The organism is Lentzea sp. DG1S-22 (assembly GCF_036321065.1).
GTDB lineage: Bacteria > Actinomycetota > Actinomycetes > Mycobacteriales > Pseudonocardiaceae > Lentzea > Lentzea jiangxiensis.
This window is the reverse complement of record NZ_CP143276.1, coordinates 3,360,204-3,385,684: the sequence shown is the minus strand read 5'-3', so window position 1 is coordinate 3,385,684 and position 25,481 is coordinate 3,360,204. Positions and strand designations below refer to the sequence as shown.

The following is a 25,481-nucleotide window of genomic DNA, read 5'->3' as shown; positions in this document are numbered from 1 at the left end:
GCGAAGATGCCGCTCGTGCCGAGACCGTTCATCGCCGCGTTCGCCCTGCTCCTGGCCGGATGTGCCACCGCGGGGCCGCAGCCCTCGCCCGTCAGCGCGACGACGCCGTCGGCGGGCGCAGAACGGTTGTCCGACAAGGACCTGCAGGCGCAGTGGTGGACGTGGGCGGCGGCGACGCCGGAGAACCGCAACCCGGTCGTCGACGACACCGGGCAGTGGTGCGCCGAGGCCCAGCCGCGGGACGTCTGGTTCTTCGCCGGGACGTTCGGTGGCGAGGTGAGCCGCAGGTGCGAGGTGCCGGCCGGGCGTCCGCTGGCCGGGCCCGCGGTCAACGCGACCAGCAACTGCACGTCGTTCCTGGCCGTCGCGACGGGCTCGGTGACGCTCGACGGGCAGGTGGTGGAGCTGCGGCGGATCGCGCCGGTCGGGATCAGCTTCCCGGCCGCGAAGGGCAACGTCCTGGGGGTGCGCGAGGGTCGCGTGCAGGCTCAGGCGTGCGGGTTGTGGGCGTGGATCCCGCCGTTGAGCCCGGGGGAGCACGAGCTGCTCGTCGAGGGAGAGGCGGACGGTTTCCGCACGTCGGCGCGCTACCTGCTCACCGTCAGCGCTGGGGACTAGCCGAGTCCTTGCGCGCCAGGAACCCGCCCAGCAGCATCCCGAGCCCCGCCGGCGCCAGCACGAGCAACGCCGTGAACGCCGCCCCGCCCGTGAGCGCCACCCACAGAGCCTCCTGACCGGTCTGGTCGACCAGCAGCGCCGACCCGATCACCCCCAGCGCCCCGGCGAACGGCCCGGCGATCAGCGCGGCGACGAACCACTGCATGCCGCGCCCCTCGAGGTCGCGCAGCGTGTCGACGGCACCCCAGATGACCGCGGCGGCGATCAGCAGCCCGAGGGCGATGGGGCGGACCGACCCGGCCTCGGGACTGCGCACGCCCACGGCCGCCACGCCGGTCTGCACAGCCCCGTGCAGGAGCCCCATCCACAACGCACGGACGAACCAAGGACGCATGCGGACAGCTTAGGACTGGCCGTACGCTGCGGAACATGTCGTCGTACGCCGCACGCCGAAACGCCCTGCGCCGGGAGCTCCAGGCCGCGAACCTGGACGCGCTGCTCGTGACGAACCTCCTGAACGTCCGGTACCTCACCGGGTTCACGGGCTCGAACGCCGCCGTGCTGGTCGACGCGGACGGCGACGACACCACGGTGTTCTGCACCGACGGCCGCTACCTCACCCAGTCGGCGCGGCAGGTGCCGGACCTGGAACGCGTCATCGACCGGCCGTGCGACACCGCGCTCGCGCGCAGGGCGAAGGGCAGGCTCGGGTTCGAGAGCCACGCCGTCACGGTCGACGGGTGCGACGAGCTGACCGCGGCGGCCGGCAGGGCCGAGCTGGTCAAGGCCGGTGGCTTCGTCGAGAAGCTGCGGCTCGTCAAGGACGAGGTCGAGATCGAGGCGCTGCGGATGGCGTGCGCGGCGGCGGACCGGGCGCTGGCGGCGCTGATCGGGCACGGCGGCCTGCGGGCGGGCCGCACCGAACGCGAGGTCGCGCGCGAGCTGGAGAGCCGCATGCTCGACCACGGCGCGGAGGGCCCGTCGTTCTCCTCGATCGTGGCGTTCGGCGCGAACTCCGCGGTGCCGCACCACTCGCCGACGGACGCGACCCTGCACGTGGGCGACTTCATCAAGCTGGACTTCGGCGCGCTCGTCGACGGCTACCACTCGGACATGACGCGCACGCTCGTCCTCGGCAAGCCCGCCGACTGGCAGCGCGACCTGTACGACCTGGTGGCGCGCTCGCAGGCGGCCGGGCGCAACGCGCTCAAGCCGGGCGTGCGGGTCAGCGGAGTCGACCACGCGTCGCGCGAGGTGATCGAGAAGGCCGGGCACGGAGAGGACTTCCTGCACGGCCTCGGCCACGGGGTCGGGCTGGAGATCCACGAGGCACCGGCGTTGTCGAAGGCGGGTGCCGGTACACTTTCGGCCGGTATGGCGGTCACCGTCGAGCCCGGCGTCTACTTGCCGGGGCGGGGCGGGGTCCGCATCGAGGACACCCTCGTGGTCCGCGAGAGCGGGCCGGAGCTCCTCACCCTGACCACGAAAGAACTCGTGGTCGTCTGACACCCCCGTCCTACACAGGAGAAATCCCACCGTGGCCACCACGAACGACCTGAAGAACGGCCTGGTGCTGAACCTCGACGGCCAGCTCTGGACCGTCACCGCGTTCCAGCACGTCAAGCCCGGCAAGGGTGGCGCTTTCGTGCGCACGACCCTCAAGCACGTGCTGACCGGCAAGGTCGTCGACAAGACCTTCAACGCGGGCACCAAGGTCGAGACGGCCACCGTGGACAAGCGCGGCATGACGTTCCTCTACAAGGACGGCGCCGACTTCATCTTCATGGACGGCGACACCTACGACCAGATCCCGGTCCCGGCTGAGACGGTGGGCGACGCCGCCAACTACATGCTGGAGAACCAGGAGGCCGTCGTGGCCGTCCACGAGGGCGTGCCGCTGTTCATCGAGCTCCCGACCTCGGTCGAGCTCGTGATCGAGCACACCGACCCTGGCCTGCAGGGCGACCGCTCCACCGGCGGCACCAAGCCCGCCCGCCTCGAGACCGGCGCCGAGATCCAGGTCCCGCTGTTCGTCACGACGGGCGAGAAGATCAAGGTCGACACCCGCGACGGCCGGTACCTCGGCCGCATCAGCGACAAGTAATGGGCGCACGGAGCAAGGCCCGCAAGCGCGCGGTCGACTTCCTCTACGAAGCCGACCTGCTGGGCACCGACCCGGTGACGCTGCTGGCCTCGCGCGTCGGTTCCCCCGACGTGCCGCCGGTGAACGACTACACGGTGACCCTCGTCGAGGGCGTCACCGCCCACCGCGCGCGCATCGACGACCTGATCTCCGAGCACGCCGAGGGCTGGACCCTGCAGCGCATGCCGGCGGTCGACCGGGCGGTCCTGCGCATCGGCCTGTACGAGCTGCTGTGGGCGGCCGACGTGCCGGACGCGGTGGCCATCGACGAGGCCGTCGAGCTCGCCAAGGGCCTGTCGACGGACGACTCGCCGCGGTTCGTGAACGGCGTGCTCGGCCGGATCGCGGTGATCGCGGACCAGCTGCGCGCTGTTCTGTAGCTCTTCCCGTGGGCGCCACACGCAGCGTGTGGCGCCCACGGTTCAGCTCCGGGCCCAGCCCCGCCGCTCACCTTCGTCGATCAGGTGCAGCGCCGCCTCCCAGAGCTTCGCCGACCCGTCGCCGATCACGGCCTTGCGGGCACGCACGTCGTCCGCGGTCACCCCAGGCGTCCGCCAGGTCCCGCCCTTCGCCATCCAGTTGAGCAGCAACGGCTGCAGCCGGTCCATGGCCTTCGCGAACCGCGCCTCGGGCGTCCGGCGAGCCTCGAACTCGTCCCACAACGTGCGGAGCGCCCGTCCGGCGTCGTCGGGCAAGATCCCGAACAACCTCTCGGCGGCGGCCTCTTCCCGCTCTTGCTGGCTCGCGGCCAGTTCGGTGTCGTAGATCGGCGTGTCCCCCGCGTAGATCTCGATGAGGTCGTGCACGACGACGAGCTTCATCGTGTGGCCGACGTCAATCGGTTCGTCGGCGTACTCCGCGAGCGTCATGACCATCAGCGCGAGGTGCCACGAGTGCTCCGCGTCGTTCTCACGCCTGTCCGCCGCCGCGAGAGGGGACGCGCGCAACACGGTCTTGAGCCGGTCGACCTCGATGAGGAACGTGAGGTGCTCGCGCAGCCGGGAGTCGACACCGGAGGGCAGCGGGTTCTGGCCGGCGAGGAGGCCGGCATCGGAGGTGGTCACGTTGCCGGGACTCTACAGCGACCGGGTCCTCCCGGGTGCCGACGTGCCTGCCGGTCCCGACCGTCACGGGAACGTGACAGGCTGTGTGCCAGGCCATAGGGGGAAGCAGTGATCGCGCAGTTCGAGCAGGAGCGCACTCGTTTGCGCGCCATCGCCCACCGCATGCTGGGCTCGTTCGCCGAAGCGGACGACGCGATGCAGGAAGCCTGGCTCCGGGTCGAGCGCGCGGACACGAGCGGGATCGAGAACCCGGCCGCGTGGCTCACCACCGTCGTCGGCCGTGTGTGCCTGAACATGCTGCGGGACAGGCGCGAGCACGCGTTCGAGATGCCGGACCCCGTGATCGACACGGGGGAGGAGCCCGAGCACCGGGCCGTCGCGAAGGACCAGGTCGGGCTCGCGATGCTGATCGTTCTCGACTCGCTGAAGCCCGACGAGCGGCTCGCGTTCGTGTTGCACGACATGTTCGCGGTGCCGTTCGACGACATCGCGCCGTTGATCGACAAGACGCCGGCCGCGACTCGGCAACTCGCGTCGCGTGCGCGCAAGCGTGTGCAGGGCCGTCCGCAGCCCAACGTCGGTCTGCCGCAGCAGCGGGAGGTCGTGGAGGCGTTCCTCAAGGCGTCGCAGGAAGGCGATCTCGAAGGCCTCGTCTCGGTGCTGCACCCGGACGTCGTGCTCCGCGCCGGCGCGTTGGAGGTCATCGGCGGACGCAACGTCGCCGGGCGTGCCAGCACCTTCCGCAAGTACGCCGTGTCGGCGACCGCGCAGTTCGCGGTCATCGGCGACGAGATCGGCTTCATCTCGCGGGTCGGCGGGGTGCCGTTCTCCGTCATGGCGTTCACCGTCCGCGATGGACGGATCGCCGCCATCCACGTCATCCAGGACGAGGAGCAGCTCGCCGCGCTGGTGCCGTGAGCGGGGCGACTCCCGTCGGAGGTGGGCCGGAGGGGACGCGTTCACGCCGGACGGACGGGTGGCGTACGTGCTTCGACGAGCCGTTCGAGCGGAGCGCGTCGCTGCCCGGCCGCATGCCGCCGGGTGCGTCGCGGGTGGGACGTCGGCGGGTGGAGGCCAGGCCGGTGTCCGATGCGGATCTCGAGGGCCAGCCGACCCGGTTGTCCGAATGTTGACATTCGGACAACCGGGTGTCGGCTGGGGAAGCGAACACCCGGATGGTGTTGGCGGCGTTCAAGCTGCGGAAGAACATGATCGCGGCGATGCCACGCGATCACGGACCGGGAGCACGGCCGCCGCCTCGGGGCACCATCACCCACACCGCCACGGCGCTGAGCGCGGCTGCCAGGCCCGCCACCCCGAACGCCAGGAGCGGCGAAGTCTCCATGAGGACACCCCCGACGGCCGACCCGACCGGCATGCCGAGGACGTTGAGGCTGATCGACACGGCCAGCACGCGCCCCAGCTTCTCCGGGTCGGTGCGACGCTGACGCAGCGTCAGCAGACCTACGTTGACCAGGCCCGACACCAGGCCGACCACGACCAGCCCCGCGGTCAGACCGGCCATGCCGACGCCCGCGACCAGCACCGCGACCGCCGTGGCCGCGGTGCCCGCGATCATCGCCGCGCGCTCCCGGCCCTCACGCAGGACGTGGCCCGCGACCAGCGCGCCCACCACACCGGCGAGCCCGGCGGCTCCCCACAGCAGACCCGCCCGAGCGTTCCCCGCCACGATCGGCACCGCGACCACGAGCACACCCCAGGCCACCTGGTAAAGGCCGTAGGAGACGACCAACGCGCGCAAGACCGGGTGTGTCAGGACGTGGCGAACACCCTCAGCGGTGGAACGCAGCAGAGGCGGGTGTTGCGCAGACCCACGACCTCCGGACGGCACCAGCAGCATCAACGGGCAGGCCAGGCAGTAGAGCCCGGCGACGACCAGCAGGGCGACCTTGCCGCCGGCCAGCGCGAACAGCCCACCGGCGAGCACCGGCCCGGCCACCTCGACCAGGGTGAACAGCCCGGAGTCCAGGGCGTTCGCGCGTTCCGCCGCACGACCCGGCACGAGGCGCGGCAGCAGCGCGCGCACCCCGGCGATGTTCAACGGGCTGGTCAGCGAGTACAGCACCGCCAGCACCACGATCGGCACGACGTCACCGGGCACGAACGCCAGCGCGCCGACCAGCACAGCGCTTGTGACCAGGTCGGCCGTCACCGAGCGCACCGCCCCCGCGCGGTCGAGCAGGGCACCGGCCACCGGGCTCACGACCAGACCGGGCGCCACGGAGGCGAACACCACAACGCCGGTCAGCGCGGCGGATCCCGACAGGGCGAACACGTGCAGGACCAGCACGAACGTGAACATCTGCTCGGCGAGTCGCGAGCACAGCGCCGCACCGAGCAGCGGAGCCACGTGCGGCAGCGCGACGACCTGGCGGTAGTTCACTCCGCGCACCCCCGGCACAAAAGCAGCAGTGGCTCCCCTGACGTCCTCAGGGCGACTTGCAGGACGTCAGGGGAGCCACTGCTCCAGGCGGGAGTTCAGTCTTCCTTGGCGGGACGGGCCTCGGGAGGCAGCACGCCCCAGTCGATGAGCTGCTCGGTCAGCTCGCCCGGCGTCATGTCGTAGATGATCGCGAGCGAACGCAGGTCCTCGGTGCGGATCGAGAGGACCTTGCCGTTGTAGTCACCGCGCTGCGACTGGATGGTCGCGGCGTAGCGGGCCAGCGGGCCGACCTTCTCGACCGGCAGCTGCTGGAGCCGCTCGAGGTTGATCACGATCTTGGTGGCCGGCTCGGCACCCGACGGCACGCGGCCCTCGGGCAGGAGCTCGGCGACGGGAACCCCGTAGAAGTCGGCCAGCTCGGCCAGCTTCTGCACGGTCACCGCGCGGTCACCGCGCTCGTACGAGCCGACGACCACCGCCTTCCAGCGACCGCCGGACTTCTGCTCGACGCCGTGCAGGGACAGACCCTGCTGCTGGCGGATAGCGCGGAGCTTGGCCCCCAGCGCCTTGGCGTAGTCGCCCATGTGGCGGTTCTCCGTTCATTCGCCCCGTCAGCAGTACGGGCGTGCTGCGGGGAGGCTTAGATCGATACGCAGAGTAATGATTACTCGCCGTGGTCGACAGGTCAAGCTGATCTCAAACAGAGACGCGCGCCACGCCTGGCGCACCACTCGGACGGCTGACCGCCCGCAGGTGATACCGTGCAGGTCAGCCTGGTTTTGACCAGGTGTCCGACGTCCTTTAAGGACCCGTCCAGTGAGGCGGGGAAGGAGGTCCAGCCGTGGCGTCACGTCAACGTGGCGCGACGGATCCGGCCGGAGATCGCGAGATCCTCTCGGCCGGTGACGTCGCGCGCACCGTCGCCCGAATGGCCCATCAGATCATCGAGAAGACCGCTCTCGATGCACCCAGCGCACCCGACGTCGTCTTGATGGGTATTCCCAGCCGAGGAGCCCCTCTCGCACGGCGCCTTGCCGCTAAGATCGCCGAATTTTCCGGCCGGACCGTGCTCGAGGGCACGCTCGACATCACGCTCTACCGCGACGACCTGCGCCGGGGGCCCACGCGGCCGCTGGAGGCGACGAAGCTGCCCGAGGGCGGCATCGACGACAAGCTGGTCGTGCTCGTGGACGACGTGCTGTTCTCCGGCCGCACGATCCGCTCCGCGCTCGACGCCCTGCGCGACCACGGCCGGCCCCGTGCCGTCCAGCTGGCCGTGCTCGTCGACCGCGGTCACCGCGAGTTGCCGATCCGCGCGGACTACGTGGGCAAGAACCTGCCGACGTCCAAGACCGAGGACGTCGTCGTGATGCTCGAGGAGTTCGACGGCCGCGACGGAGTGGTGTTGAAGTGAAGCACCTGCTCTCCACCGACGGCCTCGACCGCGACCAGGCGATCGCGATCCTCGACACCGCGGACCGGCTGAAGCAGGCGCTGCTCGGCCGCGAGGTCCGCAAGCTGCCGACGCTGCGCGGCCGCACGGTGATCACGATGTTCTACGAGAACAGCACCCGCACCCGCGTGAGCTTCGAGATCGCCGGCAAGTGGATGTCCGCGGACGTGATCAACGTCAGCAGCTCCGGCTCCAGCGTCAGCAAGGGCGAGTCGCTGCGCGACACCGCGCTGACCCTGCAGGCCGCGGGCGCCGACTGCGTGATCGTGCGGCACCCTGCGTCCGGTGCCGCCCACCGGCTCGCGGGCTGGCTCAAGCACACCAGCACGTCCGTGGTGAACGCGGGCGACGGCATGCACGAGCACCCCACGCAGGCGTTGCTCGACGCCGCCACGCTGCGCGACCGCCTCGGCGGCCTCGACGGCCGCCGGGTCGCGATCGTCGGCGACGTGCTGCACAGCCGCGTCGCCCGGTCGAACGTGCACCTGCTGACGACGCTCGGTGCCGAGGTCACGCTGGTCGCGCCGCCGACCCTGCTGCCCACCGGCGTCGAGAACTGGCCGGTCACCGTCTCCCACGAGATCGACTCGGAGCTCGCGAGCCAGGACGCGGTGATGCTGCTGCGCGTGCAGGCCGAGCGGATGACCGGCGGGTTCTTCCCGAGCTCGCGCGAGTACTCGATCGCGTACGGCCTCAACGAGCGGCGCCTGAAGCTGCTGCCCGAGCACGCCGTCGTGCTGCACCCCGGCCCGATGCTGCGCGGCATGGAGATCGCCTCCGTCGTCGCCGACAGCCCGCGGGCCGCCATCACCGAGCAGGTCCGCAACGGTGTCCACGTGCGCATGGCCGTGCTGTACCACCTGCTTGCCCACGAGGAGGAAACCGCGTGAAACCCTTGTTGCTCAAGGGAGTCAGGCCCTACGGCGAGGGTGAACCGATCGACCTGCTGATCCGCGACGGCGTGATCGCGGAGGGTTCGGACGAGAACGCCGAGATCATCGAGGGCAACGGCGCGGTCCTGCTGCCGGGCTTCGTCGACCTGCACACCCACCTGCGCGAACCCGGCCGCGAGGACACGGAGACCATCGAGACGGGCTCGAGGGCCGCCGCTCTGGGCGGGTACACGGCGGTGTTCGCGATGGCCAACACCGACCCGGTCGCCGACAACGCCGTCATCGTCGAGCACGTCGCCCGCCGCGGCCGGGAGGTCGGCCTGGTCGACGTCCACCCGGTCGGCGCCGTCACGGTCGGCCTCAAGGGCGAGAAGCTCGCCGAGCTCGGCACGATGGCCAAGTCCAAGGCCGACGTCCGCGTCTTCTCCGACGACGGCCACTGCGTGCACGACCCGCTGATCATGCGCCGGGCGCTGGAGTACTCGAAGGCGCTGGGCGCTGTCATCGCCCAGCACGCCGAGGAGCCGAGGCTCACCGTCGGCGCGCAGGCGCACGAGGGCGAGAACGCGTCACGGCTCGGCCTGCAGGGCTGGCCGGCGGCGGCCGAGGAGTCGATCGTCGCCCGCGACTGCATCCTCGCGAAGCAGGTCGACGCGAAGCTGCACGTCTGCCACGTCAGCACCACCGGCACGGCGGACGTCCTGAGGTGGGCCAAGGCCCGCGGCACCAAGGTCAGCGCCGAGGTCACCCCGCACCACCTGATCCTCACCGACGACCGGCTCGCCACCTACGACCCGGTCAACAAGGTCAACCCGCCGCTGCGCACGCAGGCCGACGTCGACGCGCTGCGCCAGGCGCTGGCCGACGGCACGATCGACTGCGTCGCCACGGACCACGCCCCGCACGCCGTGCAGGACAAGGACTGCGAGTGGTCGGCGGCCCGCCCGGGCATGCTCGGCCTGCAGACCGCGCTCGGCATCGTCGTCGAGGCGATGGTGAGGACCGGGCTGCTGGACTGGCGCGGCGTCGCGCGGGTGATGAGCGAGAAGCCCGCCGAGATCGCCGGCCTGACCGACCAGGGCCGCCCGATCGCGGTCGGCGAGCCCGCGAACCTGGTGCTGGTCGACCCGGACGCCTCCTGGACCGTGAACGGCGCGCAGCTCGCGAGCATCGCGGGCAACACCCCCTTCGAGGGCATGGAGCTGCCCGCCGCGGTGACGGCCACCATCTTGCGTGGCCGGGTGACCGCACTCGCGGGGAGGATTGCGCAATGACCCGCGTTCTGCTGTCCCTGGCGGTTTTCCTGCTCTTCGCGCTGTGCGTGTACGGCATGTGGCACGGCTGGAAGCGGCGTCAGCGCGCGCAGGCGGACTTGCCGGCGTTCCCGTCGACACCGCGGCAGCTCGGCACGGCGCGGCTCACGACCACGGGCGTCTACATCGGAACGACGAACGCGGGCAACTGGCAGGACCGCATCCAGGTCGGCGACATCGGCCACCGCGCCGAGGCGACGCTCAGCCTGGTGCCCGAAGGCGTCGCGATCGACCGCGTCGGCGCGACACCGATCTTCATCCCGGCCGCGTCCATCCGCGACGCCCGCACGGACCGGGGCCTCGCCGGGAAGGTCATGTTCAGCGAGGAAGGCTTGTTGGTGGTCCAGTGGGAAAACGATGGCCACCTGTTCGACACTGGTTTCCGCGGTGACGACAAAGACGTTTACGAAGAATGGGTAGCAGCACTCGTGGGAGGCAAGGCGTGACGAACGCGGCATTGGTGCTGGAAGACGGACGTGTCTTCCGCGGTGAGGCGTACGGAGCGACCGGCGTCTCGCTCGGCGAGGTCGTGTTCTCCACGGCCATGACCGGGTACCAGGAAACCCTGACCGACCCCTCCTACCACCGCCAGATCGTGGTGCAGACCGCACCGCAGATCGGCAACACCGGCTGGAACGACGAGGACGACGAGTCGTCCAAGATCTGGGTCGCCGGCTACGTGGTCCGCGACCCCGCGCGCACGCCGTCGAACTGGCGGTCCAGGCGCGGCCTCGACGAGGAGCTCGCGAACCAGGGCGTCGTCGGCATCTCCGGCCTCGACACCCGCACGCTGACCCGCCACATCCGCGAGCAGGGCGCCATGCGCGCCGGGGTGTTCTCCGGCGCGGAGCTCACCGACGACGCGTCGATGGTCGAGCAGGTCAAGGCGTCGGCGCAGATGGTCGGCGCGAACCTCGCGGTCGACGTGACCACGGACAAGCCGTACGTGGTCGAGGCGATCGGCGAGAAGAAGTTCACCGTCGCGGCGCTCGACCTGGGCATCAAGTCGAACACCCCGCGGATGATGGCGGCACGCGGCATCGAGGTGCACGTCCTGCCGCTGACCAGCACCTTCGACGACATCCTGAAGGTCAGCCCCGACGGCCTCTTCCTGTCCAACGGCCCGGGTGACCCGGCCACGCAGGACCACGCCATCGCTCTGACGAAGGAGGCGCTGAGCCGCGAGCTGCCGCTGTTCGGCATCTGCTTCGGCAACCAGATCCTGGGTCGCGCCGTCGGCCGCGGGACCTACAAGATGCGCTACGGCCACCGCGGCATCAACATCCCGGTCATCGACGTGACCACCGGCAAGGTCGCCATCACCTCGCAGAACCACGGGTTCGCGCTGGAGGGCACGCCGGGCGAGGAGTTCTCCTCGGAGTTCGGCCGCGCCGTGCTGTCGCACTACTGCCCGAACGACGGCACCGTCGAGGGCGTCCGGCTGCTCGACGCGCCGGCGTTCTCCGTGCAGTACCACCCCGAGGCCGCGGCCGGACCGCACGACGCCGCGCCCCTGTTCGACGACTTCGTGACCATGATGAACGGCGGCCGCTGACATGCCCAAGAGGACTGATCTCAAGCACATCCTGGTCATCGGCTCCGGCCCGATCGTCATCGGCCAGGCGTGCGAGTTCGACTACTCCGGCACCCAGGCGTGCCGGGTGCTGCGGGAGGAGGGCATCAGGGTCAGCCTGGTGAACTCCAACCCGGCCACGATCATGACCGACCCCGAGTTCGCGGACGCCACCTACATCGAGCCGATCACGGCCGAGTTCGTGGAGAAGGTCATCGCGCAGGAACGCCCCGACGCGATCCTGGCGACGCTGGGCGGCCAGACGGCGCTGAACACCGCGATCGCGCTGCACGAGCGCGGCGTGCTGGAGAAGTACAACGTCGAGCTGATCGGCGCGAACGTCGACGCCATCCAGCGCGGCGAGGACCGGCAGATCTTCAAGGACCTGGTGCGCAAGATCGGCGCCGAGGTGCCGCGTTCGGCCGTGTGCAACACGATGGACGAGGTCCGCAAGACCGTCGCCGAGCTGGGTCTGCCGGTCGTCATCCGGCCGTCGTTCACCATGGGCGGCCTGGGTTCCGGCATGGCCTACACCGAGGAGGAGCTGGAACGCCTCGCGGCCATCGGCCTGGAGGAGTCCCCGGTCACCGAGGTGCTGATCGAGGAGAGCGTGCTCGGGTGGAAGGAGTACGAGCTCGAGCTGATGCGCGACCGCAACGACAACGTCGTCGTCATCTGCTCGATCGAGAACATCGACCCGATGGGCGTGCACACCGGTGACTCGGTGACGGTCGCGCCCGCGATGACGCTGACCGACCGCGAGTACCAGCACATGCGCGACGTCGGCATCCAGGTCATCCGCGAGGTCGGCGTCGACACCGGTGGCTGCAACATCCAGTTCGCGATCCACCCCGAGAACGGCCGCATGGTCGTCATCGAGATGAACCCGCGCGTGTCGCGGTCGTCGGCGCTCGCGTCCAAGGCGACCGGCTTCCCGATCGCCAAGATCGCCGCGAAGCTCGCCATCGGCTACACGCTCGACGAGATCACCAACGACATCACCGGGGAGACCCCGGCGTCGTTCGAGCCGACGCTCGACTACGTGGTCGTGAAGGCGCCGCGGTTCGCGTTCGAGAAGTTCCCCGGCGCGGACCCGACGCTCACGACCACGATGAAGTCGGTCGGCGAGGCCATGTCGATCGGCCGCAACTTCGTCGAGGCGCTCGGCAAGGCGTTGCGGTCGCTCGAGACCAAGTCGGTCGGCTTCTGGACCCAGCCCGACCCCGAGGGCGTGACGCTGGAGTCCACGCTCAAGCAGCTGGAGCGCGGTCACGACGGCCGCCTCTACACGGTCGAGCGCGCGTTGCGGCTCGGTGCGTCCATTGAGGACGTCCACGCTGCCTCGGGCATCGACCGGTGGTTCGTCGAGCAGATCGCGTGGCTGGGCAACCTCCGCCAGGAGCTGCTCGACGCACCGGTGCTCGACGAACCGTTGCTGCGCAAGGCGAAGCGCGCCGGTCTCTCCGACCGGCAGATCTCCGTGCTGCGGCCGGAGCTCGCCGGCGAGGACGGCGTGCGCACGCTGCGGCACCGTCTGGGCGTGCGGCCGGTCTACAAGACCGTCGACACGTGCGCGGCGGAGTTCAAGTCGGAGACGCCGTACCACTACTCCGCCTACGAGCTCGACCCGAACGCGGAGTCGGAGGTCGCGGAGCAGCGGGAGAAGCCGAAGGTGCTGATCCTGGGCTCCGGCCCGAACCGCATCGGCCAGGGCATCGAGTTCGACTACTCCTGCGTGCACGCCGCGATGGCGCTGCGGGCGGCCGGGTACGAGACCGTCATGGTCAACTGCAACCCGGAGACGGTGTCGACGGACTACGACACCTCCGACCGCCTGTACTTCGAGCCGCTGACGTTCGAGGACGTGCTGGAGGTCGTGCACTCCGAGCAGCGCTCCGGCGAGGTCGCCGGCGTGATCGTGCAGCTCGGCGGCCAGACGCCGCTCGGCCTCGCGAAGCGCCTGTCCGACGCCGGCGTGCCCGTCGTCGGCACGACGCCCGAGGCGATCCACCTCGCCGAGGACCGCGGCCAGTTCGGCAAGGTGCTGACCGAAGCCGGGCTGCCCGCGCCGAAGTTCGGCACCGCCACGTCGTTCGACGAGGCCAAGGAGATCGCGGACGAGATCGGCTACCCGGTCCTCGTGCGGCCCTCCTACGTTCTCGGCGGGCGCGGCATGGAGATCGTCTACGACGAGGAGTCGCTGTCGGGCTACATCGCCCGCGCGACCGAGGTGACGCCCGAGCACCCGGTGCTGGTCGACCGGTTCCTCGACGACGCCATCGAGATCGACGTCGACGCGCTGTGCGACGGCGACGAGGTGTTCATCGGCGGCGTGATGGAGCACATCGAGGAGGCCGGCGTGCACTCCGGCGACTCCTCCTGCGCGCTGCCGCCGATCACGCTGGGCGCGTCGGACATCGAGAACGTCCGCCGCTCCACCGAGGCCATCGCCCGCGGCATCGGCGTGAAGGGCCTCCTGAACGTCCAGTACGCGCTCAAGGACGACGTGTTGTACGTCCTGGAGGCAAATCCGCGTGCGTCGCGCACGGTGCCGTTCGTGTCCAAGGCGACGGCCGTGTCGATGGCCAAGGCCGCGTCGCGCGTCATGCTCGGCGCCACGATCGCGGAACTGCGCGAGGAGGGCGTGCTGCCGGCCACCGGCGACGGCGCCCGGCTGCCCGAGCACGCGCCGGTCGCGGTCAAGGAAGCCGTCATGCAGTTCCACCGCTTCCGCACGCCCGAGGGCCACGGCGTCGACTCGCTGCTCGGCCCGGAGATGAAGTCCACGGGCGAGGTCATGGGCATCGACTCGTCGTTCGGCAAGGCGTTCGCGAAGTCGCAGACGGCCTCGTACGGCTCGCTCCCGACCTCCGGCAAGGTGTTCGTGTCGTTCGCGAACCGCGACAAGCGCGCGATGATCTTCCCGGTCAAGCGCCTCGCGGACCTCGGCTTCCAGATCCTCGCGACCTCCGGCACCGCGGAGGTGCTGAAGCGCAACGGGATCCCGTGCACCGAGGTGCGCAAGCACTTCGAGGGCGAGGGCAACGTCGTCGACATGATCCTCAACGGCGAGATCGACATGATCTTCAACACGCCGTACGGCAACAGCGGTCCCCGTGTGGACGGGTACGAGATCCGCACCGCCGCCGTCGCCAAGGACATCCCGTGCGTCACCACGATCCAGGGCGCCGCCGCGGCCGTGCACGGCATCGAGGCGCTCATCCAGGGTGACATCGGCGTCCAGCCGCTGCAGGCCCTCCAGGCCGCGCTGCGGGGTGACGCGTGACGGCGGTGAACTTCGGGGAGAAGCTCGCGAAGGCCGTCGCGGAGCACGGACCCCTGTGCGTCGGCATCGACCCGCACCCGAGCCTGCTGGAGGCGTGGGGCCTCTCGCCGACCGCGGAGGGCCTCGAACGGTTCGCCCTCACGGCCGTGGAGGCGTTCGGCGGCAAGGTGTCGATGGTGAAGCCGCAGGCGGCGTTCTTCGAGGCCTACGGGTCGCGCGGCGTCGCCGTGCTGGAGCGGGTGGTCGCCGGGCTGCGCGACTCGGGCACGCTGGTGCTCGTGGACGCCAAGCGCGGCGACATCGGCTCGACCATGGCCGCCTACGCGCAGGCGTACCTCGCCGACGGCTCACCGCTCGCCGGGGACGCCGTCACGGTCTCGCCGTTCCTCGGCTTCGGATCGCTGCAGCCCGCGCTCGACACGGCGCGGGCGGCGGGCCGGGGCGTGTTCGTCCTCGCCCTCACCTCCAACCCGGAGGGTGCCGAGGTCCAGCGCTCGGTTGCTCCGGACGGGCGAACCGTGGCGCAAACGATCATCGATTTCGCCACGGCTCGGAATTCCGGCATTTCCCCGTGCGGCGATGTCGGTCTCGTCGTAGGTGCCACGATCGGGGAAACGGATGTGGACCTCGCGGGGTTCAACGGACCGATCCTGGCGCCCGGTTTCGGCGCTCAGGGTGGCTCGGTGACCGATCTGAAACGGCTCTTCGGCCCCGACATGCGCAACGTCTTTCCGACTTCTTCACGAGATGTTCTCAAGCACGGGCCCGACGTGTCTTCGCTGGTCAGCGCCGTGCGGAGGGTTCAGGAGAGCCTCTGAGGAGGGGCGCGCCGCAACTTTTGGGGTGTGGCGCGCTCACCTGGGCAAACATGTGTTGGTAGGGTCCACGCCACCGGCTGCCCCGCTGGTCACCGGCCTCATAGCACACCTGGAGTGCGCGACGAGTAGTCGGTGGCGGTGATCAGGCCGCCGGAGGGTGTTGGTACTACTACCACCCGCCGCATCACTCATGACCGCTGAAGATTTACCTGACTGGGTCACGTTGTACTCAGGCAATTGCGGTCGGTACGGTCGCGGCACCGATCCGAAAAGAATCCACACCACGGAGGAAATCGTGGCTCTTCCCCAGCTTACCGAGGAGCAGCGAGCCGCAGCGCTGGAGAAGGCTGCTGCCGCTCGTCGCGCTCGGGCTGAGCTCAAGGAGCGCCTCAAGCGCGGCGGCACGACCCTGACGGACGTGCTCAAGGCCGCCGAGAGCGACGAGGTCCTGGGCAAGATGAAGGTGTCCGCGCTGCTCGAGGCCCTCCCGGGCGTCGGCAAGGTTCGCGCGCAGCAGATCATGGAGCGCCTCGAGATCGCTCCCAGCCGTCGCCTGCGCGGTCTCGGTGACCGCCAGCGCAAGGCCCTGCTCTCCGAGTTCAGCGGAGAGTGATTGGCACCGAGGCGGGGGCGGGTTCCGCCCGTCCCCGCCTCACCGTCTTGTCCGGGCCGTCCGGCGTTGGCAAGTCCAGCGTCCTGGCGGAGCTGCGCAGGCAGCAGCCCGATGTGTACTTTTCCGTCTCGGCGACCACCAGGAAGCCGAGGCCGGGCGAGGTCGACGGGGTGCACTACCACTTCGTGGACCACGAGAAGTTCCAGCAGATGGTCGACGCGGGCGAGTTCCTCGAACACGCCGAGTTCGCCGGAAACCGCTACGGAACACCTCGCAGGCCCGTCGAGGAAGCGCTGGCTTCCGGCCGTCCCGCACTGCTGGAGATCGAACTGCAGGGCGCGCGGCAGGTCCGCGTGGCCATGCCCGAGGCCCAGCTGGTCATGCTGATGCCCCCGTCCTGGGAGCACCTGGTCGGCCGGCTGACCGGGCGGGGCACCGAACACCCGGACGTCGTCGCCCGCCGTCTCGAGATCGCCCGCGAGGAGCTGGCGGCCGAGAAGGAGTTCGACGAGGTCGTCGTGAACGCCGACGTGCAGTCGGCCGCCGCCGACTTGCTATCCTTGATGGTCGGACCACGAATTTCAGGAGTCTGAAAGTGATCACCCACACCGAGCTCGGTCACCTGACCGGTTCCCCGGAGGGCATCACCAACCCGCCGATCGACGACCTGCTGGAGCAGGTGAGCTCGAAGTACGCGTTGGTGATCTACGCCGCGAAGCGTGCCCGCCAGATCAACGACTACTACGCCCAGCTCGGAGAAGGCCTGCTCGAGTACGTCGGCCCGCTCGTCGAGCCGGGTCCGCGCGAGAAGCCCCTCTCGATCGCTCTGCGCGAGATCCACGCGGGTCTCCTCGAGCACACCGAGGGCGAGTGACCTCCGCGTCCAGTGACGCTGATGCCCCCACCAAGCCCAGGATCATCCTGGGCGTTGGCGGGGGCATCGCCGCGTACAAGGCCTGTGAGGTGCTGCGGCGGCTGACGGAGTCCGGTCACTCCGTGCGGGTCGTCCCGACCGAGGGCGCGCTCAAGTTCGTGGGAGCGGCCACGTTCGAGGCGCTGTCGGGCCAGGTCGTGTCCGCCGACCCGTTCGACGACGTGCACGAGGTGCCGCACGTCAAGCTCGGGCAGAACGCCGACCTCGTCGTGGTGGCCCCGGCGACGGCGAACCTCATCGCGAAGGCCGCGCACGGCCTCGCCGACGACCTCCTGACGAACACCCTGCTGACCGCGCGCTGCCCGGTCCTGCTGGTGCCGGCGATGCACACCGAGATGTGGGAGCACCCGGCCACCCAGCACAACGTGGCGCTGCTGCGCTCGCGCGGCGTCGTCGTCGCCGAGCCCGCGTCCGGCCGGCTGACCGGCAAGGACACCGGCAAGGGTCGTCTGCCCGACCCCGCCGAGATCGTGGAGCTGGCCCGGCTCCTGCTCGTGCGGCCGGACGCCCTGAAGCGCTCGCTCGAAGGCCTGCACGTGGCCATCTCCGCCGGCGGCACGCGAGAAGCACTCGATCCTGTGCGGTTCATCGGCAACCGGTCGTCCGGCAAGCAGGGCTACGCGCTCGCGCGGGTGGCCGCGCAGCGCGGTGCACGAGTGACTTTGGTCGCGGGCAACACGGCGGACCTGGCCACACCGGCGGGGGCCGACCTGGTGCGGGTGGGCTCGGCGGTGGAGCTGCGCGACGCCATGCACAAGGTCGCGGCCGACGCGGACGTGGTCGTGATGGCCGCCGCGGTGGCCGACTTCCGGCCGGTGTCGCTCGCCGGCCACAAGATCAAGAAGACCGACGGCGACCCCGACCCGATCGCGCTGACGAAGAACCCCGACATCCTCGTGGAGCTCGTTTCCGCACGTCGCACCGGCCAGCTGATCGTCGGGTTCGCCGCGGAGACCGGCGACGAGACGACGTCGGTGCTCGACTACGGCCGGGCCAAGCTGCGCCGCAAGGGCTGCGACCTGCTGGTGCTGAACGCGGTCGGTGACGGCAAGGCGTTCGAGCAGGAGGACAACGCCGGCTGGCTGCTGTCGCCGGACGGCTCCGAGACGCCTATCCCGCACGGCTCGAAAACGCAAGTGGCGTCCGCGGTGTGGGACGCGGTTACCGCTCGCTCCACCGAGTCTCAGTAGAATTTTCCGAAGTCCAACCCGCAATTAAGGAGTGTCCGTGAGCCAGCACAGCAGCAGGCTGTTCACCAGTGAGTCGGTGACCGAGGGACACCCGGACAAGATCTGCGACGCGATCAGCGACTCGATCCTGGACGCGTTGCTGGCCAAGGACCCGCGCTCCCGCGTTGCGGTGGAGACCCTGGTCACCACCGGTCAGGTCCACGTCGCGGGTGAGGTCACCACCGAGGCGTACGCGGACATCCCCACGATCGTCCGCGAGAAGATCCTGGAGATCGGCTACGACTCGTCGCAGAAGGGCTTCGACGGCAACTCCTGCGGCGTGAACGTCGCCATCGGCGCGCAGTCCCCGGACATCGCGCAGGGCGTCGACACGGCGTTCGAGGAGCGCGTCGAGGGTGCCGCGGACGAGATCGACAAGCAGGGTGCCGGCGACCAGGGCCTGATGTTCGGCTACGCGTGCACCGACACGCCCGAGCTCATGCCGCTGCCGATCGCGCTGGCCCACCGCCTCTCGCGCCGCCTGACCGCGGTCCGCAAGGACGGCACCGTCCCGTACCTGCGCCCCGACGGCAAGACCCAGGTCACCATCGAGTACGCGGGCGACCAGCCCGTGCGCCTCGACACGGTCGTCATCTCCACCCAGCACGCCGACGGCATCGACCTCGAGAAGCTCCTCGGCGTCGACCTGCGCGAGCACGTCGTGGCCCCCGAGATCGCCGAGCTCGGCCTCGACACCGCGAACGTGCGCCTGCTGACCAACCCGACCGGCCGCTTCGTCATCGGCGGCCCGATGGGCGACGCGGGCCTCACCGGCCGCAAGATCATCGTCGACACCTACGGCGGCATGGCCCGCCACGGCGGCGGCGCCTTCTCCGGCAAGGACCCGTCGAAGGTCGACCGCTCCGCCGCCTACGCCATGCGCTGGGTCGCGAAGAACACCGTCGCCGCCGGCCTGGCCACGCGCGTCGAGGTCCAGGTCGCCTACGCCATCGGCAAGGCGGCCCCCGTCGGCCTGTTCGTCGAGACCTTCGGCACCGAGACCGTCGACCCGCAGAAGATCCAGCAGGCCATCACCGAGGTCTTCGACCTCCGGCCCGCCGCGATCATCCGCGACCTCGACCTGCTGCGCCCGATCTACGCCCCGACCGCCGCGTACGGCCACTTCGGCCGCACCGACGTCGACCTCCCCTGGGAGTCGACGGACCGCGCCGAGGCACTGCGCAGCGCCGCCGGCGCCTGATCCGGCTTCCGGACGGCCCGCTTCCCCTCGGGGAGGCGGGCCGTCCGGCGTTCGTAGGGCCTGCGCGCCGCGCCCGCTCGACGTCGAGCTGCCTCGCCTGCGCCTCGCGTCGACCGGCTTCGCGCCCGCTGGTGCCGCCCGGCCACGATGGTCGTCGCCGGCGCGGGCTTCGGCAAGACGACGGCGCTCGCCCAAGCCGTGCGCGCGAACTTCCAGTAGCCGCGCGGCATCGACGCCCGGGTGACGTGCGGGCCCGGTCACGAGGACGCGTGCCGGTTGGCGGCAGCGATCCTGGACGCACTCGGTGCGGAGCGCGGTGCCGAGGTGCGCGCACAGGATGTTCTCGAAGCACTGAGGCACAAGGCACCGCCCGACGTGTGCCTATTCCTCGACGACGTGCACGAGGTGCCCAACGGATCGCCGGGCGCGCAACTGCTCGAAGCCGTCGCACGCGCGTTGCCCGATACGGCGCATCTCGTGTTGTCCGGGCGAACGGTGCCGTGTCTTCCGTTGGCGCGCAGGGAGGCGGCGGGCGAGGTGGTCAGGATCGACACCGCCGACCTCGCCTTCACCGACGCGGAAACGTCCGCGCTCGCCGGCAGGTTCGGGCGCGAGCTCGCCGAGAACCACGGCTGGCCCGCGCTGATCAGGCTGTCGCTCACGGCCGGACCGGGTGCGTCGTGGCGTTACGACGCCGAAGAAGTGTTGAGTCGTCTGCCCCAAGAGACCCGCACGACGTTGGCGGCGCTTGTGGTGTTGGGATCCGCAAGCGACCAGGAGATCACCGCGGTCGCGGGAAGAACGGCCAATGTGGAACAAGTCGTCCGCGAGGTGCCGTTGGCCGACCGGCTCGATGACGGCCGGTATCGGGCACACGACCTGTGGGCGACTCTCGTTTCCACGGATTACCTGCGAGACAAGGCAGTCGACGTGCTCACGACGCGTGGAGATCTGGCGGCGGCCGGACGGGTGGCGTCCGAGGCGTGCGACTGGGACCTGCTGGCGCGGCTCGCGGTGGAGCTGGTGCGCACCACGTTGTCGGTGCTGCCCAGTGCCACGGCTCAGAGGTGGATGGACGCCGTGCCCGCTCAGCACGCCGGGCGGCCGTGTTCCTGTTGCTCGAAGCCGCTTTGACGCACGCGCAGGACTTCGCCGACCCGTCCATCGACCACCTCGTCGACCAGGCCTGCGCGCGGATGCTCGACGACGGCGACCACGAGCTCGCCGCGGTGGCGCTGGGTCAGGCGGTGATCACGGCGCACTCCAGGGGAGAACTGGTCAGGCTGGCAGGTTGCCCAGCAGGCACAACGAATCGATGCGACCACGCCCGTCCTCGGGCTGCTCAAGCACAGCGTCGCCGCCGTGCTCGCCGAGCTGGCCGGTGATCCCGAGAAAGCGCTCGTGCACCTCGCCCAGGCGCCCACCGCTCAGGTGCCCCCGGCGTTGTCGGTGTCCAGGATCAGGTTCCACGTGCCCTGCCTGTCGATGTGCGGGCGGGGACAGGACGCGGCCGAGCTGTCGAGTTCCCGGGGCAGGACGCGGACAGCACGGCGCGCGGTGAGTTCGTGGCGCGTGCGTTGCACACCGTCATCGCCGCGTCGTTCGGTGAGATCACGTCGGAGCTGCGGGAGGAGCAGGACAACCCGCGTGACGCGGTGCCGGCCTGCGCGTCGCGGGCGGCGACGGCGGCGACGAGGACCTGGCTCGAGACCTCCACAAGCGGCACCTGGTGCGGTGGCCGGTCGAGATCGCGCTCGCCGAGCGCCATCTGCGCCGGTTCCTGACGCTGGGTCATGTGCTCAACGAAGAACTGCGAGAGCGTTGGGACGGAACAGATCTCGGGCCGTCGCGTCGGCGGGCGAGAGCGACCGGGCGCGCGTTCCTCCGCGCCAGGCAGGGCGATCCGCGCGCCGAGCTGTCCGAGGAGCACGCCCTGTGCTTCCTCCCGCTGCCGTGGTCGGCGGAGCTGGCGATCCGCTTCGCCGCGAAGGGCAGGACGAGGCTGGGCACGTGGCTGGTGGACCGCGTCGGCCCCGCCCCGGACCTGGCCGACCTGTGCGAGGCCGAGCTGGCCCGGATCCGGGCGCGGCACGTGGACAACCTGGTGGCACTGGGCGAACGCCGGCTCGTCACCGCGGACCCGGCCGAGGCCTGCCGGCTGGCCGAACGGGCGCTCGCGCTGGAGCCGTTCGACCCGCGAGGGCACCGGCTGGCGCTCGCGGCCGCGATGCGCGCACGGAATCCACAAAGGATGGTGGAGGTCCGTGCGCGCGTGCTGGACTCGTTGCGGCAGCTCGGGGTGGGACCCGACCGCGCCACGGAGATCCTGCTGCGGCAGACGGCCGTCAGCAGCTGACCTGCACCTCGGTGGACGCCGTGCAGAAGTCGAACCCGGCCTCGCCGTCCCCCTCGTCACCGGGGCCCAGGTCGCCCGAGAGCAGGTCCATCCCGTCGCCGCCGAGAAGCTTGTCGGTGCCGGGCTCGCCGTGGACGGTGTCGTGGTGCGGACCGCCCTGGGCCTGGTCGTCACCCCAGCCGGAGCAGATCAGGTCGTTGCCCGGGCCGCCGAACAGCTGGTCGTCGCCCCCGAGTCCGACGATGACGTCGTTGCCCCCAACCCGACGATGGTGTCGGGCTCGTTGCTGCCGAGGATGACGTCCGGCAGCGGGGTGCCCGTGATGAACCCCGCGCCGACGATCGTGGGTACGGCGTTGTAGCAGGCCGACAGCGGCGGTCTGTTCCGGAATTCCGGCGGCACCTCGTCGGCTGTGGCGACACCCGCGGTGCACAGGCCGATGGCGAGCGCCGCAGCAGCGATGCGCAGTCTCATGGTTGCTTCCCCTCTTCCGTGTGTTGCCTACGATCGGAAGAGTCGCAACGGAGCGTTGCCCGAACGCTAAGCAGAGCGCGGCTCGCCACTGTGATCTGTGAACGAGGCGCTGGTCATCCGGGGCCGTTGTTCATACGGGGGTCGGTTCCGCGACATGTCGTGGGGCTAGAAACTCGGTTCATGTCGCTCTCTCGTCGTGGGTTCATGGCCGCGGTTGCTGCTGCCGGTGCGGGCACGTTGCTTCCACCGTCGGTGTACGCCGCATTGGCCCGTGAGCCTCGTGCAGGAGGGTTGCGCGCGATCAAGCACGTCGTGCTGCTGATGCAGGAGAACCGTTCGTTCGATCACTACTACGGAACTCTTCGCGGCGTACGCGGGTTCTCCGATCGCAACGCGCTGAGGGGTGTGTTCAACCAGTCGGGCGTGCTGCCGTTCCCGCTGCGTGAGGCGGCTTCCGGACGCGACATCCAGTACATCGGCGACCTGGACCACAGCTGGAACGGCGGGCACTCGGCGTTGCGCGGCGGGTGGAACGACAACTGGGTGCCGGCGAAGACCGCGGCGACGATGGCGTTCTACACCCGCCAGGACATCCCGTTCCACTACGAGCTCGCGGACACCTTCACCCTGTGCGACGCCTACCACTGCTCGGTGCCGTCCTCGACGTCGCCGAACCGGAACTACTGGGTGTCCGGCTACACGGGGTTCGAGCCGTCCGGGGTCAGGGCGACCGGCAACGCGGCCTACAGCGAGGACACCCACGCCGGGTACACCTGGACGACCTACCCGGAACGCCTGGAGGCGGCGGGCCGGTCGTGGCGGGTGTACCAGGAGTGGGACAACTTCCAGGACAACAACCTGGAGTTCTTCGCGCGGTTCAAGGAGATCGCGCGCAAGGTGCTGCCCGCCGGGTTCAAGTCGCTGGACAAGCTGTACGGGACGGGGGACGCCGCGCTGATCGGGTCCATCGACCTGTCCGGGCTCACCGCCGCCGAGAGGTCGTTGTACGCCAGGGGACTGCACCGCGTGCGGCCGGGTGGGCTGGGGGAGGCGTTCCGCGCGGACGTCGAGGCGGGGCGGTTGCCGGCCGTGTCGTACCTCGTGCCGTCGTCCGTCGACTCCGAGCACCCCGGTGCGTCGTCCCCCGCTGCCTCGGCCTCGATCACCTACCAGGTGCTGGACGCGCTGGCGTCGAACCAGGAGGTGTGGGAATCGACGGTCCTGTTCATCACCTATGACGAGAACGACGGCTTCTACGACCACGTGCCGCCGCCGCGGCCGCCGTTGTCCGTCACCGACGAGTACGTGGGCGACAAGCCCTTGGGACTCGGTACGCGTGTACCGATGACCGTCGTCTCGCCGTGGTCCGTAGGCGGTTACGTGTGTTCGCAGGTCTTCGACCACACGTCGATGACGCAGTTCCTCGAGAAGTGGACCGGGGTGCGCTCGGAGGAGATCTCCGCGTGGCGCCGGACCGTGTCCGGGGACCTGACCTCGGCGTTCGACTTCGACCGGAAGCGGACGTGGCCGGAGGTCGGTGAGCCCGCCGCCGTTCCGCCCGCCACTCCGCGCTGGCGTCCGTCGCCGCCTTCGACGCAGAAGATGCCCGAGCAGGAGCCCGGGCGTCGGCGTGCGCGCGCATTGCCTTATCAGCCCGATGCGTCGTTGCGCGGTTCTCGGTTGGAGATGTCGAACACCGGGTCCGCGTCCGTTCACCTGGCGTTGTACCCGTACTCGGGCCAGTTCGCGCTGCCGCAGCACTTCGACGTCACGTCGACCGCGTCCGTGGAGGTCGCGGGGGAGCACGACCTCGTGCTGCTGGGGCCCAACGGTTTCCGCCGTGAGTTCGCCGGGTCGTCGTCTGACCGTGCGCGTGTCTCGTCGTCGGTGCGCGGATACAGCCGTGTGCTGACGTTGACGTTCGAGAACAGCGGATCGACGCGGTTGACGTTCGTGCTGGGGCGGCGTCGTTACGTCGTGAGGCCGGGTCATCGGCACGTGATCCCGTGGCTGACCGCGATGAACTCAGGCTGGTACGACCTGACCGTCACGGTGGAGGAGGAACCGGAGTTCCGCCGGCGCCTGTGCGGTCACATCGAGAACGGTCAGGAGTCGATCTCAGGCTGACGTCTGACCCGTGGAGATCACGGGGGACGAGATCCGGCGGCAGATGGTCGACCACGAGTCGCTGGAACCGAGGGGGACTGCACCACCGAGGAGACCGTGCTGCTCAACCGCGCGCACTTCTCCGTGCTGGACCTCTCGGGCCTGGTGGCGCCCGCGCTGCACATGCGGATCGGCGGCAGCGTCTACCCGGAGGACGGGTTCCACGCGGCGGGCGTGGTGACGCTGAACATCGTCGACCTGCACGTCGGGGGCGGGATCTTCCTCATGCGGGGGTGTCAGGTCACCGACTCCGGCGACGGCCAGCTCGTGCTGCGGCAGGGGCGGTTCCGCTCGCCCGGCGCCGCGCTCGACCTGCGGCACGTGCGCGTCGGCAAGGAGCTGCTGATGCCGTTGGACGGCATCGAGGGCCGGGTGCAGCTCGAAGGCCTGGTCTACGAGGGTTTACCGCGCGACGCCACTGTGGACGAATTGCTGACGCTGCTCTCCACCCGCACGCCCTACTACTCGACGCAGCCGTGGGTGCAGCTCGCCGCGGCGCACTCCGCCGCCGGCCACGAACGCGACGTGCGCCGGATCCGCATCGCCGCGCAACGCGACCTGCACCGCCGCGGCCAGCTCCCCCGGTGGGGCCGCACGTGGCACCTCGTCCGCGGGGTGACCGTCGGGCACGGCTACCGCCCCGGGCTCGCCCTGGTGTGGCTCGCGGGGGTGCTCGCCGTGTCAGTGGGTGTGGTGCTCCTCTCCGATGCCGTGCGGTGCTCGACCGTCGAACAGGTCGGCTACGCCCTCAACGTCGCGACGCCGCTGGTCAAGGTCGACGCGGCGCGCTGCACCGTCGACGCGGCCTCGGGAGCGGGCCGGTTCGTGCTGGCGTCGACGTGGCTGCCGCAGGCCCTGGCGTGGGCGTTCGCGACCCTGTTCGTGGCGGGCTTCACCGGTTTGGTGAGGCGCAACGCGTGACTGTCGGTGGTGTCTGATACAC

General features: G+C 70.2%; 29 protein-coding genes. 22 read left to right on the top strand and 7 right to left on the bottom strand.

Annotated elements, in window-relative coordinates:
• The first annotated feature begins 15 nt into the window (after positions 1-15).
• Positions 16-618 carry a hypothetical protein gene (locus tag V1227_RS14840; protein ID WP_329793144.1) on the top strand — a complete coding sequence of 201 codons (603 nt, stop codon included), beginning with the start codon at positions 16-18 and terminating at the stop codon, positions 616-618.
• Here V1227_RS14840 and V1227_RS14835 read toward each other — a convergent pair.
• Positions 602-1,012 carry a B-4DMT family transporter gene (locus V1227_RS14835; protein WP_329793143.1) on the bottom strand — a complete coding sequence of 137 codons (411 nt, stop codon included), beginning with the start codon at positions 1,010-1,012 and terminating at the stop codon, positions 602-604. The two genes, V1227_RS14840 and V1227_RS14835, sit on opposite strands and share 17 nt — an antisense overlap.
• A 35-nt stretch (positions 1,013-1,047) precedes the next feature.
• On the opposite strand from V1227_RS14835, the gene V1227_RS14830 reads away from it, so the two are divergent.
• Genes V1227_RS14830 through nusB form a run of 3 tightly spaced genes read left to right on the top strand, consistent with a single transcriptional unit; the run spans position 1,048 to position 3,141 of the window.
• Positions 1,048-2,124: a M24 family metallopeptidase gene (locus tag V1227_RS14830; protein ID WP_329793142.1), complete on the top strand. Its 1,077-nt coding sequence runs from the start codon at positions 1,048-1,050 to the stop codon at positions 2,122-2,124.
• 31 nt (positions 2,125-2,155) lie between these two features.
• Positions 2,156-2,722 carry an elongation factor P gene (gene efp / locus V1227_RS14825; RefSeq protein WP_329793141.1) on the top strand — a complete coding sequence of 189 codons (567 nt, stop codon included), beginning with the start codon at positions 2,156-2,158 and terminating at the stop codon, positions 2,720-2,722.
• On the top strand, positions 2,722-3,141 hold the full coding sequence (nusB, locus tag V1227_RS14820; RefSeq protein ID WP_236219954.1) for a transcription antitermination factor NusB: 420 nt from the start codon (positions 2,722-2,724) through the stop codon (positions 3,139-3,141). Before efp ends, nusB begins: the two co-directional genes overlap by 1 nt.
• A 42-nt stretch (positions 3,142-3,183) precedes the next feature.
• On the opposite strand, the gene V1227_RS14815 is transcribed toward nusB, so the two are convergent.
• Entirely contained in the window at positions 3,184-3,825 is a 642-nt protein-coding gene (locus V1227_RS14815; RefSeq protein ID WP_329793140.1) for an HD domain-containing protein, read from the bottom strand.
• 108 nt (positions 3,826-3,933) lie between these two features.
• Between V1227_RS14815 and V1227_RS14810 the strand changes: the two genes are divergently transcribed.
• Positions 3,934-4,743: a sigma-70 family RNA polymerase sigma factor gene (locus V1227_RS14810; RefSeq protein WP_329793139.1), complete on the top strand. Its 810-nt coding sequence runs from the start codon at positions 3,934-3,936 to the stop codon at positions 4,741-4,743.
• Between the two features lie 313 nt (positions 4,744-5,056).
• Here V1227_RS14810 and V1227_RS14805 read toward each other — a convergent pair whose 3' ends face one another.
• Both V1227_RS14805 and bldD read right to left on the bottom strand, forming a co-directional pair.
• Complete coding sequence (locus V1227_RS14805) at positions 5,057-6,229, bottom strand: MFS transporter (protein WP_329793137.1); 1,173 nt, start codon at positions 6,227-6,229, stop codon at positions 5,057-5,059.
• Positions 6,230-6,324: 95 nt separating this feature from the next.
• Complete coding sequence (bldD, locus tag V1227_RS14800) at positions 6,325-6,813, bottom strand: transcriptional regulator BldD (protein ID WP_030471611.1); 489 nt, start codon at positions 6,811-6,813, stop codon at positions 6,325-6,327.
• Between the two features lie 257 nt (positions 6,814-7,070).
• Between bldD and pyrR the strand changes: the two genes are divergently transcribed.
• The 13 genes from pyrR (at position 7,071) to V1227_RS14735 (ending at position 20,676) form a co-directional block, all read left to right on the top strand.
• Positions 7,071-7,643 carry a bifunctional pyr operon transcriptional regulator/uracil phosphoribosyltransferase PyrR gene (gene pyrR / locus V1227_RS14795; protein WP_090097999.1) on the top strand — a complete coding sequence of 191 codons (573 nt, stop codon included), beginning with the start codon at positions 7,071-7,073 and terminating at the stop codon, positions 7,641-7,643.
• Entirely contained in the window at positions 7,640-8,572 is a 933-nt protein-coding gene (locus V1227_RS14790; protein WP_329793136.1) for an aspartate carbamoyltransferase catalytic subunit, read from the top strand. Before pyrR ends, V1227_RS14790 begins: the two co-directional genes overlap by 4 nt.
• Positions 8,569-9,849, top strand: a complete 1,281-nt coding sequence (locus tag V1227_RS14785) for a dihydroorotase (protein WP_329793135.1) — start codon at positions 8,569-8,571, stop codon at positions 9,847-9,849. The genes V1227_RS14790 and V1227_RS14785 overlap by 4 nt, the downstream gene beginning before the upstream one ends.
• Positions 9,846-10,334, top strand: coding sequence for a PH-like domain-containing protein (locus V1227_RS14780; RefSeq protein WP_329793134.1), 489 nt, complete (start codon positions 9,846-9,848; stop codon positions 10,332-10,334). The genes V1227_RS14785 and V1227_RS14780 overlap by 4 nt, the downstream gene beginning before the upstream one ends.
• Entirely contained in the window at positions 10,301-11,443 is a 1,143-nt protein-coding gene (gene carA / locus V1227_RS14775) for a glutamine-hydrolyzing carbamoyl-phosphate synthase small subunit (RefSeq protein ID WP_442916493.1), read from the top strand. Before V1227_RS14780 ends, carA begins: the two co-directional genes overlap by 34 nt.
• 1 nt (position 11,444) lies before the next feature.
• Positions 11,445-14,747, top strand: coding sequence for a carbamoyl-phosphate synthase large subunit (gene carB / locus V1227_RS14770; RefSeq protein ID WP_329793132.1), 3,303 nt, complete (start codon positions 11,445-11,447; stop codon positions 14,745-14,747).
• Positions 14,748-14,752: 5 nt separating this feature from the next.
• The gene (gene pyrF, locus V1227_RS14765; RefSeq protein ID WP_329794031.1) at positions 14,753-15,565 is read left to right on the top strand and encodes an orotidine-5'-phosphate decarboxylase; all 813 of its coding nucleotides are present in this window, start codon (positions 14,753-14,755) and stop codon (positions 15,563-15,565) included.
• A gap of 295 nt (positions 15,566-15,860) precedes the next feature.
• Positions 15,861-16,178, top strand: coding sequence for an integration host factor, actinobacterial type (gene mihF / locus V1227_RS14760; protein WP_030471603.1), 318 nt, complete (start codon positions 15,861-15,863; stop codon positions 16,176-16,178).
• A complete protein-coding gene (gmk, locus tag V1227_RS14755) occupies positions 16,175-16,771 on the top strand; it encodes a guanylate kinase (protein ID WP_236219961.1) in 597 nt (198 codons plus the stop codon). The genes mihF and gmk overlap by 4 nt, the downstream gene beginning before the upstream one ends.
• Positions 16,772-16,773: 2 nt before the next feature.
• The gene (gene rpoZ, locus V1227_RS14750) at positions 16,774-17,052 is read left to right on the top strand and encodes a DNA-directed RNA polymerase subunit omega (protein WP_045313812.1); all 279 of its coding nucleotides are present in this window, start codon (positions 16,774-16,776) and stop codon (positions 17,050-17,052) included.
• Positions 17,049-18,302, top strand: a complete 1,254-nt coding sequence (gene coaBC / locus V1227_RS14745) for a bifunctional phosphopantothenoylcysteine decarboxylase/phosphopantothenate--cysteine ligase CoaBC (RefSeq protein WP_329793130.1) — start codon at positions 17,049-17,051, stop codon at positions 18,300-18,302. The genes rpoZ and coaBC overlap by 4 nt, the downstream gene beginning before the upstream one ends.
• 37 nt (positions 18,303-18,339) lie before the next feature.
• Positions 18,340-19,542: a methionine adenosyltransferase gene (metK, locus tag V1227_RS14740; protein WP_236219963.1), complete on the top strand. Its 1,203-nt coding sequence runs from the start codon at positions 18,340-18,342 to the stop codon at positions 19,540-19,542.
• A 276-nt stretch (positions 19,543-19,818) separates the two neighbouring features.
• The gene (locus tag V1227_RS14735; protein ID WP_329793129.1) at positions 19,819-20,676 is read left to right on the top strand and encodes a hypothetical protein; all 858 of its coding nucleotides are present in this window, start codon (positions 19,819-19,821) and stop codon (positions 20,674-20,676) included.
• A 144-nt stretch (positions 20,677-20,820) separates the two neighbouring features.
• Here the strand turns inward: V1227_RS14735 and V1227_RS14730 are convergent, their stop codons facing one another.
• Positions 20,821-20,949, bottom strand: coding sequence for a hypothetical protein (locus tag V1227_RS14730; protein WP_329793128.1), 129 nt, complete (start codon positions 20,947-20,949; stop codon positions 20,821-20,823).
• A 158-nt stretch (positions 20,950-21,107) separates the two neighbouring features.
• Between V1227_RS14730 and V1227_RS14725 the strand changes: the two genes are divergently transcribed.
• Together V1227_RS14725 and V1227_RS14720 are read left to right on the top strand one after the other, a co-directional pair.
• Entirely contained in the window at positions 21,108-21,326 is a 219-nt protein-coding gene (locus V1227_RS14725) for a hypothetical protein (protein WP_329793126.1), read from the top strand.
• On the top strand, positions 21,272-21,898 hold the full coding sequence (locus V1227_RS14720) for a hypothetical protein (RefSeq protein WP_329793125.1): 627 nt from the start codon (positions 21,272-21,274) through the stop codon (positions 21,896-21,898). The genes V1227_RS14725 and V1227_RS14720 overlap by 55 nt, the downstream gene beginning before the upstream one ends.
• Here the strand turns inward: V1227_RS14720 and V1227_RS14715 are convergent.
• Positions 21,888-22,115: a hypothetical protein gene (locus V1227_RS14715; protein WP_442916533.1), complete on the bottom strand. Its 228-nt coding sequence runs from the start codon at positions 22,113-22,115 to the stop codon at positions 21,888-21,890. The two genes, V1227_RS14720 and V1227_RS14715, sit on opposite strands and share 11 nt — an antisense overlap.
• Positions 22,088-22,372 carry a hypothetical protein gene (locus V1227_RS14710; protein ID WP_329794226.1) on the bottom strand — a complete coding sequence of 95 codons (285 nt, stop codon included), beginning with the start codon at positions 22,370-22,372 and terminating at the stop codon, positions 22,088-22,090. The genes V1227_RS14715 and V1227_RS14710 overlap by 28 nt, the downstream gene beginning before the upstream one ends.
• Positions 22,373-22,552: 180 nt before the next feature.
• Between V1227_RS14710 and V1227_RS14705 the strand changes: the two genes are divergently transcribed.
• Together V1227_RS14705 and V1227_RS14700 are read left to right on the top strand one after the other, a co-directional pair.
• Positions 22,553-24,499: a phosphocholine-specific phospholipase C gene (locus tag V1227_RS14705; RefSeq protein ID WP_329793124.1), complete on the top strand. Its 1,947-nt coding sequence runs from the start codon at positions 22,553-22,555 to the stop codon at positions 24,497-24,499.
• 96 nt (positions 24,500-24,595) lie between these two features.
• Positions 24,596-25,459, top strand: a complete 864-nt coding sequence (locus V1227_RS14700) for a hypothetical protein (protein ID WP_329793123.1) — start codon at positions 24,596-24,598, stop codon at positions 25,457-25,459.
• The last annotated feature ends 22 nt before the right edge of the window (positions 25,460-25,481 follow it).

What these genes read in the sequence shown, in the direction of transcription:
- V1227_RS14830 (WP_329793142.1), top strand. Translation starts at nt 1,048, where the DNA reads ATGTCGTCGTACGCCGCACGCCGAAACGCCCTGCGCCGGGAGCTCCAG.
- carA (WP_442916493.1), top strand. Translation starts at nt 10,301, where the DNA reads ATGGGTAGCAGCACTCGTGGGAGGCAAGGCGTGACGAACGCGGCATTG.
- bldD (WP_030471611.1), bottom strand. Translation starts at nt 6,813, where the DNA reads ATGGGCGACTACGCCAAGGCGCTGGGGGCCAAGCTCCGCGCTATCCGC.
- carB (WP_329793132.1), top strand. Translation starts at nt 11,445, where the DNA reads ATGCCCAAGAGGACTGATCTCAAGCACATCCTGGTCATCGGCTCCGGC.
- V1227_RS14780 (WP_329793134.1), top strand. Translation starts at nt 9,846, where the DNA reads ATGACCCGCGTTCTGCTGTCCCTGGCGGTTTTCCTGCTCTTCGCGCTG.
- nusB (WP_236219954.1), top strand. Translation starts at nt 2,722, where the DNA reads ATGGGCGCACGGAGCAAGGCCCGCAAGCGCGCGGTCGACTTCCTCTAC.
- V1227_RS14705 (WP_329793124.1), top strand. Translation starts at nt 22,553, where the DNA reads ATGTCGCTCTCTCGTCGTGGGTTCATGGCCGCGGTTGCTGCTGCCGGT.
- V1227_RS14710 (WP_329794226.1), bottom strand. Translation starts at nt 22,372, where the DNA reads ATGAGACTGCGCATCGCTGCTGCGGCGCTCGCCATCGGCCTGTGCACC.
- V1227_RS14835 (WP_329793143.1), bottom strand. Translation starts at nt 1,012, where the DNA reads ATGCGTCCTTGGTTCGTCCGTGCGTTGTGGATGGGGCTCCTGCACGGG.